Annotated in this window: 12 protein-coding genes; 11 read left to right on the top strand and 1 reads right to left on the bottom strand. The window is 66.4% G+C overall.

The features are described from left to right. The 10 genes from rsfS to lipA all read left to right on the top strand — a co-directional run bounded on the left by rsfS (position 1) and on the right by lipA (position 9,181). Positions 1–357: a ribosome silencing factor gene (rsfS, locus tag HMPREF1224_RS22685; protein WP_003100305.1), complete on the top strand. Its 357-nt coding sequence runs from the start codon at positions 1–3 to the stop codon at positions 355–357. Between the two features lie 7 nt (positions 358–364). After that, positions 365–832, top strand: a complete 468-nt coding sequence (gene rlmH / locus HMPREF1224_RS22680; protein WP_003093193.1) for a 23S rRNA (pseudouridine(1915)-N(3))-methyltransferase RlmH — start codon at positions 365–367, stop codon at positions 830–832. Positions 833–844: 12 nt separating this feature from the next. Continuing rightward, a complete protein-coding gene (gene mrdA, locus HMPREF1224_RS22675) occupies positions 845–2,785 on the top strand; it encodes a penicillin-binding protein 2 (protein ID WP_003093191.1) in 1,941 nt (646 codons plus the stop codon). A 31-nt stretch (positions 2,786–2,816) separates the two neighbouring features. Continuing rightward, positions 2,817–3,920, top strand: coding sequence for a rod shape-determining protein RodA (rodA, locus tag HMPREF1224_RS22670; RefSeq protein ID WP_003114090.1), 1,104 nt, complete (start codon positions 2,817–2,819; stop codon positions 3,918–3,920). A gap of 8 nt (positions 3,921–3,928) precedes the next feature. Further along, entirely contained in the window at positions 3,929–4,951 is a 1,023-nt protein-coding gene (mltB, locus tag HMPREF1224_RS22665; RefSeq protein WP_003132500.1) for a lytic murein transglycosylase B, read from the top strand. Then, complete coding sequence (rlpA, locus tag HMPREF1224_RS22660) at positions 4,948–5,970, top strand: septal ring lytic transglycosylase RlpA (protein WP_010793416.1); 1,023 nt, start codon at positions 4,948–4,950, stop codon at positions 5,968–5,970. The genes mltB and rlpA overlap by 4 nt, the downstream gene beginning before the upstream one ends. A 65-nt stretch (positions 5,971–6,035) precedes the next feature. After that, the gene (locus HMPREF1224_RS22655) at positions 6,036–7,196 is read left to right on the top strand and encodes a D-alanyl-D-alanine carboxypeptidase family protein (protein ID WP_003093182.1); all 1,161 of its coding nucleotides are present in this window, start codon (positions 6,036–6,038) and stop codon (positions 7,194–7,196) included. A gap of 70 nt (positions 7,197–7,266) precedes the next feature. After that, positions 7,267–7,548, top strand: coding sequence for a DUF493 domain-containing protein (locus HMPREF1224_RS22650; protein ID WP_003100311.1), 282 nt, complete (start codon positions 7,267–7,269; stop codon positions 7,546–7,548). Continuing rightward, positions 7,548–8,201 carry a lipoyl(octanoyl) transferase LipB gene (gene lipB / locus HMPREF1224_RS22645; RefSeq protein ID WP_003093177.1) on the top strand — a complete coding sequence of 218 codons (654 nt, stop codon included), beginning with the start codon at positions 7,548–7,550 and terminating at the stop codon, positions 8,199–8,201. The genes HMPREF1224_RS22650 and lipB overlap by 1 nt, the downstream gene beginning before the upstream one ends. Continuing rightward, positions 8,198–9,181 carry a lipoyl synthase gene (gene lipA, locus HMPREF1224_RS22640; RefSeq protein ID WP_003119196.1) on the top strand — a complete coding sequence of 328 codons (984 nt, stop codon included), beginning with the start codon at positions 8,198–8,200 and terminating at the stop codon, positions 9,179–9,181. The genes lipB and lipA overlap by 4 nt, the downstream gene beginning before the upstream one ends. A 145-nt stretch (positions 9,182–9,326) precedes the next feature. Here the strand turns inward: lipA and HMPREF1224_RS22635 are convergent, their stop codons facing one another. Continuing rightward, positions 9,327–10,220 carry a LysR family transcriptional regulator gene (locus tag HMPREF1224_RS22635; RefSeq protein ID WP_003119197.1) on the bottom strand — a complete coding sequence of 298 codons (894 nt, stop codon included), beginning with the start codon at positions 10,218–10,220 and terminating at the stop codon, positions 9,327–9,329. Positions 10,221–10,325: 105 nt separating this feature from the next. On the opposite strand from HMPREF1224_RS22635, the gene HMPREF1224_RS22630 reads away from it, so the two are divergent. Then, positions 10,326–11,216, top strand: coding sequence for an alpha/beta fold hydrolase (locus HMPREF1224_RS22630; protein WP_010793415.1), 891 nt, complete (start codon positions 10,326–10,328; stop codon positions 11,214–11,216). Positions 11,217–11,286: the final 70 nt, after the last annotated feature.

The raw sequence follows: 11,286 nt of genomic DNA, 5'->3' as shown, positions 1-11,286 counted from the left end.
ATGCAAACCGAACAACTCGTCCAAGTGGCCATCGATGCCCTGGAAGACCTCAAGGCCCAGGACATCGTGACCCTCGATGTGCGGGACAAGACCAGCGTCACCGACTACATGGTGATCGCCTGCGGCAGTTCCAGCCGCCAGGTCAAGTCGCTGGCCGACAACGTCCTGACCAAGGCCAAGGAAAACGGCGTCAAGCCCCTGGGCAGCGAAGGCCTGGAGTCCGGCGAATGGGCGCTGCTCGACCTGGGCGACGTGGTGGTCCACGTGATGCTCCCGGCGACCCGCCAGTTCTACGACCTGGAGCGCCTGTGGCAGGGCGCCGAGCAGAGCCGCGCCCAGCACCAGCCGGAAGAGTGACGCCGGCATGCGGTTGCGCCTGATCGCGGTTGGCTCGCGCATGCCTCGCTGGGTCGAGGAAGGTTGGCAGGAGTACGTCAAGCGCCTGCCGGCCGAGCTGTCCCTCGAACTGGTGGAGATCCCGCTCAACACCCGCGGCAAGAACGCCGACGTGGCGCGCCTGATCCGTCAGGAAGGCGAGGCCATGCTGGCGCGCGTGCAGCCGGGGGAACGGGTGGTGACCCTGGAGGTCGAAGGTCGGCCCTGGAGCACCGAGCAACTGGCTCGCGAACTGGATCGCTGGCGTCTCGACGCACGCACCGTGAATCTCATGGTCGGCGGCCCGGAAGGGCTGGCGCCGGAGGTCTGCGCGCGCAGCGAGCAGCGCTGGTCGCTGTCGCCGTTGACGCTGCCGCACCCGTTGGTGCGGATCCTGGTCGGCGAGCAGATCTACCGGGCCTGGACCGTATTGTCCGGGCACCCCTACCACAAATAGTCCCCAGTCCCGATGCCGCAGCCGATCCACCTGAAAGACCACGAGAAAGACGCCCGCCTGGTGCGTCGGCGCGTCATCGTCGGGGCGGTGGCGGTGGTCTTGCTGACCCTGGTGCTGGTGGCGCGCATGTACCACCTGCAGGTGACCCAGTACGAGTACCATTCGACGCTGTCGGAGAACAACCGGGTCCATGTGCAGCCGATCCCGCCGACCCGCGGGATCATCTTCGACCGCAACGGCGTGATCATCGCCGACAACCGGCCGAGCTTCAGCCTGACCATCACCCGCGAACGCACCGAGGACCTGCAGAAGACCCTCGACACGCTGGTGGAGATCCTCGGCCTGACCGAGGACGACCGGGCCATCTTCGAGAAGCGCATGAAGCAGGGGCGGCGTCCGTTCGAGCCGGTTCCCATCATGTTCGAACTCAACGAGGAACAGATCGCCCGCATCGCGGTGAACCAGTTCCGCTTGCCGGGCGTCGACGTGGCGACCCAGTTCGTCCGCCACTACCCGCTGAAGGAGCACTTTGCCCATTCGGTCGGGTACGTCGGGCGGATCAACGAGCAGGAACTGAAGAACCTCGACCCGATCAACTACAGCGGCACCCACCATATCGGCAAGACCGGCATCGAGCGCTTCTACGAGAGCGAGTTGCACGGCACGGTTGGCTACGAGGAAGTCGAGACCAACGCCCGCGGGCGGGTGCTGCGGGTGCTCAAGCGCACCGACCCGATTCCCGGCAAGGACATCGTCCTGAGCATCGACAGCCGCCTGCAGGAGGCCGCCGAGAACGCCCTGGCCGGGCGGCGGGGCGCCATCGTGGCGATCCAGCCGTCCACCGGCGACGTGCTGGCGATGGTCAGCCAGCCGAGCTACGACCCTAACCTGTTCGTCACCGGCATCAGCTTCAAGGCCTATGCCGAGCTGCGTGACTCCATCGACCGGCCGCTGTACAACCGCGTCCTGCGCGGGCTCTATCCGCCGGGCTCGACGGTGAAGCCGGCGGTGGCGCTGGCCGGCCTCGACGCCGGGGTGGTCACGCCGACCTCGCGGGTCTTCGACCCCGGCTACTACCAGTTGCCCAACTACGACCACAAGTACCGTAACTGGAACCGCTACGGCGATGGCTGGGTGAGCCTGGAGTCGGCGATCTACCGGTCCAACGACACCTATTTCTACGACCTCGCGCACAAGCTGGGGATCGACCGCCTGCACGCCTTCATGAGTCGCTTCGGTTTCGGCCAGAAAGTCGCCCTGGACATGTTCGGCGAAGCCGACGGGCTGATGCCCTCGCGCGAATGGAAGCGCAAGACCCGCCGCCAGGTCTGGTACCCGGGGGAGACCCTGATCCTCGGCATCGGCCAGGGCTACATGCAGGCGACGCCGATCCAGTTGGCGCAGATGACCGCGCTGCTGGCCAACAAGGGCCACTGGATCCGCCCGCACCTGGCCAAGACCATCGACGGCCAGCCGCCGGTCGACCCCGACCCGATGCCCGACATCGTGCTGCGCGACCCGGCCAACTGGGACCGCGTCGACTACGGCATGCAGCAGGTGGTGCATGGCGCCCGCGGCACGGCGCGCAAGGTCGGCGCCACCTCGGCCTACCTGATCGCCGGCAAGAGCGGTACCGCCCAGGTGGTGGCGATCAAGCAGAACGAGCGCTACGACCGCTCCAAGCTGCTCGAGCGGCACCGCGACCACGCCCTGTTCGTCGGCTTCGCGCCGGCCAACAACCCGCAGATCGCGGTGGCGGTGATGGTGGAGAACGGCGAGTCCGGCTCCGGCGTCGCCGCCCCGGTGGTCAAGCAGGTGATGGACGCCTGGCTGCTCGACGAGCACGGCAAGCTCAAGGCCGAATACGCGGAACCCGTCGCGCCGCTCGCGGCGGCGGTGGCCAAGCCCGAACCCACGGCAGCCGAGCCGGAGGCGCCCGCCCTTGAACAGTAACTTCGACCGCACCCTGTCCAACGAAGACGTGATGCGCCGGCGCGCCAGCCTGCTGCAGCGCCTGCACATCGACGGGATTCTCCTGCTGCTGTTGCTGATCCTCGGCGCCACCGGCCTGTTCGTCCTCTATTCGGCGAGCGGCAAGAGCTGGGACATGCTGATGAAGCAGGCCACCTCGTTCGGCCTGGGACTGGGCATGATGGTGGTCATCGCCCAGATCGAGCCGCGCTTCATGGCCCGCTGGGTGCCGCTGGGCTACCTGGTGGGGGTCGCGCTGCTGGTGGTGGTCGACGTGATCGGCCACGACGCCAAGGGGGCGACGCGCTGGATCAACATCCCCGGGGTGATCCGCTTCCAGCCCTCGGAGTTCATGAAGCTGCTGATGCCGATGACGGTGGCCTGGTACCTGTCCAAGCGCAACCTGCCGCCGGGGCTCAAGCACATGGTGATCAGCCTGGCGATCATCATCACCCCGTTCGTGCTGATCCTGAAACAGCCCGACCTCGGCACCGCCATGCTGATCCTCGCTTCCGGCGGCTTCGTGCTGTTCGTCGGCGGCCTGCGCTGGCGCTGGATCGTCGGCGCGGTGTCGGCGGCGGTGCCGATCGCAGTGGCGATGTGGTTCTTCATCATGCACGACTACCAGAAACAGCGGGTGCTGACCTTCCTCGACCCGGAAAGCGACCCGCTGGGCACCGGCTGGAACATCATCCAGTCTAAGGCGGCCATCGGTTCCGGCGGGGTATTCGGCAAGGGCTGGCTGCTGGGCACCCAGTCGCACCTGGATTTTTTGCCGGAAAGCCACACCGACTTTATCATTGCGGTCCTCGGCGAGGAGTTCGGCCTGGTCGGCGTCTGCCTGCTGCTGGTGCTCTACCTGCTGCTGATCAGTCGTGGCCTGGTGATCACCGCCCAGGCGCAGACGCTCTACGGCAAACTGCTGGCCGGTGGCATCACCATGACGTTTTTCGTTTATGTCTTCGTGAATATCGGTATGGTGAGCGGGTTGTTGCCGGTGGTGGGGGTACCGCTGCCTTTCATTAGTTATGGCGGAACTTCGCTGGTTACCCTGTTGTCAGGGTTCGGGGTTCTGATGTCGATCCATACCCATCGGAAGTGGATCGCCCAGGTTTGAGACCAAGAGTGAAGAACGCAATGCAAGTACTGCGTACATGGGCGGCCAGGGGCGTCCAATGGGTCGGCGTAGCCGGCGTCATTGGCCTGTCCGGGGCGGCCCAGGCGGGGGACTACGACGGCTCGCCGCAAGTGGCCGAGTTCGTCAGCGAAATGACCCGCGACTACGGCTTCGCCGGAGAGCAGCTGATGGGGCTGTTCCGCGACGTGAACCGCAAGCAGTCGATCCTCGATGCGATCTCGCGCCCGGCCGAGCGGGTCAAGCAGTGGAAGGAATACCGGCCGATCTTCATCAGCGACGCGCGCATCAGTCGTGGCGTCGACTTCTGGAACAAGCATGCCGAAGACCTGGCGCGGGCGGAGAAGGAATACGGCGTGCCGGCCGAGATCATCGTCTCGATCATCGGCGTGGAAACCTTCTTCGGCCGCAACACCGGCAGCTACCGGGTGATGGACGCGCTGTCCACCCTCGGCTTCGACTACCCGCCGCGAGCCGACTTCTTCCGCAAGGAGTTGCGCGAGTTCCTCCTGCTCGCCCGCGAACAGCAGGTCGACCCGCTCAGCCTGACCGGCTCCTACGCCGGCGCCATGGGCCTGCCGCAATTCATGCCGAGCAGCTTCCGCGCCTACGCGGTGGACTTCGACGGCGATGGCCACATCAATATCTGGAGCGACCCGACCGACGCCATCGGTAGCGTCGCCAGCTACTTCAAGCAGCACGGCTGGGTCACCGGCGAGCCGGTGGTCTCGGTGGCCGAGATCAACGACGAGAGCGCCGAGAGCGCGGTGACCAGGGGCGTCGACCCGACCATGAGCCTGGGTGAGCTGCGTGCCCGCGGCTGGCGCACCCACGATGCGCTGCGCGACGACCAGAAGGTCACGGCGATGCGTTTCGTCGGCGACAAGGGCATCGAGTATTGGGTCGGTTTGCCGAACTTCTACGTGATCACCCGCTATAATCGCAGCGCCATGTATGCCATGGCGGTTTATCAGCTGGCGGGCGAGATTGCCCGCGCGCGAGGTGCCCATTGAGCAAGCGTGTCCGCTCCTCCCTGATCCTGCCCGCCGTCTGCGGCCTCGGGCTGGCGGCCGTGCTGTTGAGCAGTTGCTCCAGCAAGGCGCCCCAGCAGCCGGCCAGGCAGGCGGGCATTTCCGGGCCGGGCGACTATTCCCGTCCGCATCGCGACGGCGCCCCCTGGTGGGACGTCGACGTGTCGCGGATCCCCGATGCGGTACCGATGCCGCACAACGGTTCGGTGAAGGCCAACCCCTACACCGTGCTGGGCAAGACCTACTACCCGATGAACGATGCGCGGGCCTACCGGATGGTCGGCACCGCGTCCTGGTACGGCACCAAGTTCCACGGCCAGGCCACCGCCAACGGCGAGACCTACGACCTCTACGGCATGACCGCCGCGCACAAGACCCTGCCGTTGCCGAGCTATGTGCGGGTGACCAACCTGGACAACGGCAAGAGCGTGATCGTCCGCGTCAACGACCGCGGCCCGTTCTATTCCGACCGGGTCATCGACCTGTCCTTCGCCGCGGCGAAGAAGCTCGGCTATGCCGAGACCGGCACCGCGCGGGTCAAGGTCGAAGGCATCGACCCGGTGCAGTGGTGGGCCCAGCGCGGCCGGCCGGCACCGATGGTCCTGGCGCAGCCCAAGCAGGCGGTGGCCCAGGCCGCTCCCGCCGCGGCGCAGGCGGTGGCGATGGCCCAGCCGATCGAGACCTACACTCCGCCGCCGGCGCAGCACGCGGCCGCCGTGCTGCCGGTGCAGATCGACTCAAAAAAAAACGCTTCATTACCAGCCGATGGCCTGTATCTCCAGGTGGGCGCCTTCGCCAACCCGGATGCGGCGGAGCTGCTGAAGGCCAAGCTGAGCGGCGTGACGGCTGCGCCGGTGTTTATCAGCTCGGTCGTACGCAACCAGCAGATTCTGCACCGGGTGCGGCTGGGACCGATCGGTTCGGCGGACGAGGTTAGCCGCACCCAGGACAGCATCCGCGTGGCCAACCTTGGCCAGCCGACGCTGGTACGCCCCGACTGAGCGCCTACTCACGCAGGGAATTCCCGCAAGGGATTGTTTGACCATTGGTAGAACCAGAGAGACGGATGAACATCACCACTATCGCGAAACGCTTGTCACTGCTTGTCCTGTTCATCGCCCCTACGGCTGGCTGGGCTGCTGAATCCATGGTTCCGGCGCCGCCGCAACTGGCCGCCAAGTCGTACGTCCTGATGGACGGCGAGAGCGGCCAGGTTCTGGTCGAGAACAACGGCGACCAGCGCCTGCCGCCGGCCAGCCTGACCAAACTGATGACCGCCTACATCGCCACCAAGGAGATCGAGGCCGGCCGCATCGGCGAGAACGACCTGGTCACCGTCAGCGAACATGCCTGGCGCACCGGCGGTTCGCGGATGTTCATCAAGGTCGGCAGCCAGGTCTCGGTGAGCGACCTGCTGCATGGCATCATCATCCAGTCCGGCAACGACGCCAGCGTCGCCCTGGCCGAGCATATCGCCGGCAGCGAAGACGCCTTCGCCGACATGATGAACACCACCGCGCAGAAGCTGGGCCTGACCAACTCCCACTTCATGGACGCCACCGGCCTGCCCAACCCGGACCACTATTCCTCCGCCCGCGACATGGCGGTGCTGGCCCGCGCGATCATCTACGGCGAGCCGAGCCACTACGCGATCTACGCGCAGAAGGAATTCCTCTGGAACAACATCAAGCAGCCGAACCGCAACCTGCTGCTGTGGCGCGACAAGACCGTCGACGGCCTGAAGACCGGCCACACCGACGAAGCCGGCTACTGCCTGGTGGCTTCCGCGGTACGCGACGGCCAGCGCATGATCGCCGTGGTGTTCGGCACCAACAGCGAGCAGGCCCGCGCCGCCGAGACCCAGAAGCTGCTGACCTATGGCTTCCGCTTCTTCGAAAGCCGCAACTTCTACAAGAAGGGCACCGAGCTGACCAAGGGCCTGGTCTGGAAGGGTTCCGAGCATGAAGTGAAAGCCGGCCTCGCCGAAGACCTGACCATGACCCTGCCGCGCGGCCAGATGCAGAAGCTGCAGGCCAGCATGGTCCTGGAGCCGCAACTGATGGCGCCGATCCAGCAGGGCCAGGTGATCGGCAAGGTGGAAGTGAAGCTGGACGACAAGGTCATCCGCAGCGCCGACCTGGTCGCCCTCAACGCCGTCGAGGAGGGTGGTTTCTTCCGCCGCCTGTGGGATAGCATCCGCCTGTTCTTCTACGGTTTGTTCAACTGACCGACCGGCGCCCGCCCGCTCACGAGGCCAGCGGGCGCCCGTCCCCGCGGACCACGGGTCCGCCGCCGCCATGACCGATACCCCTGACGTTCAACCCCCGAAAATCGAATTCCCCTGCGAGCGTTATCCGATCAAGGTGATCGGCGACGCCGGCGAAGGTTTCTCCGACCTGGTCGTGGAAATCATCCAGCGCCACGCGCCGGATCTCGACGTCGAGACCCTGGTGGTCCGTGACAGCAGCAAGGGGCGATTCCTCTCGGTGCAGGTGCTGATCACCGCCACCGATGTCGACCAACTGCAAGCCATCCATAACGACCTGCGCGCGACCGGACGCGTGCACATGGTGCTCTGATGGGACTCGAGCTGGGCTTCCGTGAGCTCGGCGAGGTTCCCTACGAACCGACCTGGCATGCCATGCAGCGCTTCGTTGCCGAACGCGACAAATCGGTAATGGACGAAGCCTGGCTGTTGCAGCACCCTGCGGTCTTCACCCAGGGGCAGGCCGGCAAGGCGGAGCATGTGCTGTTCCCCGGCGACATCCCGGTGATCCAGGTAGATCGCGGCGGCCAGGTGACCTACCACGGCCCCGGCCAGTTGGTCACCTACCTGCTGCTCGATGTCCGCCGCCTGGGACTGGGCGTGCGCGAGCTGGTCAGCCGGATCGAGCAGAGCCTGATCGGCCTGCTGGCGTCCTATGACGTGCAGGCCGTGGCCAAGCCGGACGCGCCGGGTGTCTACGTCGACGGGGCGAAGATCGCCTCCCTCGGCCTGCGCATCCGCAACGGCTGTTCCTTCCATGGCCTGGCGCTGAACCTGGACATGGACCTGCGACCGTTCCAACGAATCAATCCCTGCGGCTACGCCGGGATGCCCATGACCCAACTGCGCGACCTGGTTGGGCCGGTGGATTTTGCCGAGGTGTGTACCCGATTGCGCGCTGAGCTCGTCTCACGCCTTGGCTACGCTGAACAGAAGACCCTTACGGGCGGGATCGAACTGACATGAGCACTGTTGTGGAGAAGTCCGGAGAAGCCAAGCCGGGCAAGGTGGAAGTCGGCGTGAAGCTGCGCGGCGCGGAAAAGGTCGCGCGGATTCCGGTGAAGATCATTCCCACCGAGGAACTGCCGAAGAAACCCGACTGGATCCGCGTGCGCATCCCGGTTTCCCCCGAGGTCGACCGCATCAAGCAACTGCTGCGCAAGCACAAGCTGCACAGCGTCTGCGAAGAGGCGTCCTGCCCGAACCTGGGCGAGTGCTTCTCCGGCGGCACCGCGACCTTCATGATCATGGGCGATATCTGCACCCGACGCTGCCCGTTCTGCGACGTCGGCCATGGCCGGCCGAAGCCGCTGGACGTCGACGAGCCGACCAACCTGGCCATCGCCATCGCCGACCTGCGGCTGAAGTACGTGGTGATCACCTCGGTGGACCGCGACGACCTGCGCGACGGCGGTGCCCAGCACTTCGCCGACTGCCTGCGCGAGATCCGCAAGCTGTCGCCGGGGATCCAGCTGGAAACCCTGGTGCCCGACTATCGCGGTCGCATGGACATCGCCCTGGAGATCACCGCCAACGAGCCGCCGGACGTGTTCAACCACAACCTGGAGACGGTGCCGCGCCTGTACCGCTCCTCGCGGCCGGGCTCGGACTTCGAGTGGTCGCTGGACCTGCTGCAGAAGTTCAAGCAGATGGTTCCGCACGTACCGACCAAGTCCGGTCTGATGCTCGGCCTGGGCGAGACCGACGACGAGGTCATCGAGGTCATGCAGCGGATGCGCGAGCACGACATCGACATGCTGACCCTCGGCCAGTACCTGCAGCCGTCGCGCAACCACCTGCCGGTGCAGCGCTTCGTGCATCCGGACACCTTCGCCTGGTTCGCCGAGGAAGGCGAGAAGATGGGCTTCAAGAACGTCGCGTCCGGCCCGCTGGTGCGTTCGTCCTACCATGCCGACCAGCAGGCGCACGGCAACAAGATCGGCTGATCGACGCCGCGCCAATGCCTTCCGACGCCGCGTCCCTGCACAGGGACGCGGCGTTTTTCATTGGGCAGCCACGAAGCCTCTTCGGACGTAGGACGAACAACCGCTTGCGGTTATCCGCCGGCGCGTAGGTGAGTACCGTTTGCTCTCATCCCTGTGCGGTAACGAAGCGACTGCGCTGGCCGAGCTGCCGCACCGCCTCGATCAGTGCATCGGCCGCCAGGCTGGGTTGGCGCGAGAAGGCGTAGAAACGCGCCTCCGGCAGCGTCGGAAAACCCTGTTCCGGGCCCAGTTCGCGCAGCCCCTCGCGCATCTGGCTGCGCGCCACCACCGTCACGGCGAAACCGGCCAGCGCGGCGGACAGGCAGCCGGCCATGCTGGCGCTCTCGAACACCAGGCGCCAGGGACGCGCAGCGGCGCCGAGGGCTGTAATCGCCGCTTCGCGGTAGACGCAGGGTTCGGGGAACAGCGCCAGCGGCAGCGGTTCGCCCGCGGGCAGCTCGATCGCGGTCGCCGCGGCCCAGACCAGCGGTTCCTCCCAGAGCAGTTCGCCGTCGTCTCCTACCCGCCGGCACTGCTTGCCGAACACCACGTCGGTGCGCCCCTGGGCCTGCTGGCGGAGCAGGTCGGTGGTGATACCGACCTTGAGTTCGATGGATGCTTCGGGGTGCCAGCGGCGAAAGCGTTGCAGGACGCGTGGCAGCCAGGCGCTGGCGAAGTCCTCCGAAGCGCCGATGCGCAGGCGGTCGCGGATCGGCGTGCCGTGCAGCCTGGCGCGGGCCTCGCGCTCCAGCTCGACGATGTTGCGGGCATAGGCGTAGAGCGTCTCGCCCGCCTGGGTCAGCTCCAGGCGGCGAGTGGTGCGGCTGAGCAGGCTGACGCCGGCTGTCTGTTCCAGGCGCTTGATATGCCCGCTGACTGCGGAGGGGGTGAGCGCGAGATTGTCCGCGGCGAGGGCGAAACCGCCGCTGTCGACCACTTCGAGAAAGGTACGCAACAACACGATATCCAGGGATTGGGAGGTGGGGACGGCAAGCTCCATGAGGTCTTCCATTCATCTCGTTTCATGAATAGTAGACGCTAACTATTCATGAATCACCCTTGGCAAGCGTCCTAGGATGTCCCTTCTTTCTCTTGGAGAGGTCCGATGAGCCGCTATGCCTTCGTTTCCGCCGATGTCCTGGATATCGCCTACCTGGAGTGGAATCCGCAGGGGGCGCGCAGCGCCGTCTTGTTGCACGGTTGGCCGGACAGCCCGCATGCCTGGAAAGACCTGGCGGAGTCCCTGGCGGACGCCGGCTATCGGGTGCTGGCACCAGCCCTCCGGGGATTCGCCCCGACCCGCTTCCGCGATGCGTCTACTCCGCGCAGCGGGCAACTGGCGGCTCTGGCTTGCGATCTGCTGGCATTCGTCGACAGCCTGGCATTGCAACGTCCCCTGCTGGTCGGCCATGACTGGGGGGCTCGCGCGGTGGCTAGTGCCTGCGGACTGCGCGAGGGCGTAGCCTCGCACCTGGTGATGCTCTCGGTGGGGTACGCCAGCAACGATCCGCAGCAAGTTCTTTCCCTGCCGCAGGCCCGTAGCTTCTGGTACCAGTGGTTCATGGCTACGCCACGCGGAGAGCGCGCGCTGCGCGAGGAGGGCGAGGCATTCGCCCGGCAGATGTGGGACACCTGGTCGCCGCCGGGATGGTATGCCGAGCGCGATTTCCAGGAGGCCGCCCAGGCCTTCTCCGGGCCGGACTGGGTCGCCGTGGTGCTGCACTATTACCGGCATCGCTGGGGCTTCGTCGCGGGGGAGCCGCGCTACGGGGCGGCGGAACAGCGCTTGCTCCCGGCACCGCGCCTGGCGCTGCCGACCCTGGTGCTGCACGGCGGCGCGGATGCCTGCACCCACCCCGACGGCTCTCGCGGACGCGAGCACTACTTCAGCGGGCGCTACCAGCGGCTGGTGCTGGAGAGCGTCGGCCATTTTCCGCAGCGCGAGGCGGCCGCCCAGGTGGCGGACGCTATCCTGCGGTTCTGCGCGGATGACTAGGTCCTGGACACCGCAGCGGCGGATAACGCCCATGGCGTTATCCGCCCTACGAACCGGTGTGCCGCGAGCG

The organism is Pseudomonas sp. P179, from assembly GCF_000478485.2.
In the GTDB taxonomy this organism is placed as follows: Bacteria; Pseudomonadota; Gammaproteobacteria; order Pseudomonadales; family Pseudomonadaceae; genus Pseudomonas; species Pseudomonas aeruginosa.
The sequence above is the reverse complement of the archived record's forward strand: the minus strand, read 5'-3'. Positions and strand labels throughout refer to the sequence as shown.

Excerpts from the sequence above, each read along its gene's own strand:
- rodA (WP_003114090.1), top strand. The coding sequence starts at position 2,817 with ATGCGCCGGCGCGCCAGCCTGCTGCAGCGCCTGCACATCGACGGGATT.
- rsfS (WP_003100305.1), top strand. The coding sequence starts at position 1 with ATGCAAACCGAACAACTCGTCCAAGTGGCCATCGATGCCCTGGAAGAC.
- HMPREF1224_RS22630 (WP_010793415.1), top strand. The coding sequence starts at position 10,326 with ATGAGCCGCTATGCCTTCGTTTCCGCCGATGTCCTGGATATCGCCTAC.
- mrdA (WP_003093191.1), top strand. The coding sequence starts at position 845 with ATGCCGCAGCCGATCCACCTGAAAGACCACGAGAAAGACGCCCGCCTG.
- lipA (WP_003119196.1), top strand. The coding sequence starts at position 8,198 with ATGAGCACTGTTGTGGAGAAGTCCGGAGAAGCCAAGCCGGGCAAGGTG.
- HMPREF1224_RS22650 (WP_003100311.1), top strand. The coding sequence starts at position 7,267 with ATGACCGATACCCCTGACGTTCAACCCCCGAAAATCGAATTCCCCTGC.
- HMPREF1224_RS22635 (WP_003119197.1), bottom strand. The coding sequence starts at position 10,220 with ATGGAGCTTGCCGTCCCCACCTCCCAATCCCTGGATATCGTGTTGTTG.
- rlmH (WP_003093193.1), top strand. The coding sequence starts at position 365 with ATGCGGTTGCGCCTGATCGCGGTTGGCTCGCGCATGCCTCGCTGGGTC.
- HMPREF1224_RS22655 (WP_003093182.1), top strand. The coding sequence starts at position 6,036 with ATGAACATCACCACTATCGCGAAACGCTTGTCACTGCTTGTCCTGTTC.
- lipB (WP_003093177.1), top strand. The coding sequence starts at position 7,548 with ATGGGACTCGAGCTGGGCTTCCGTGAGCTCGGCGAGGTTCCCTACGAA.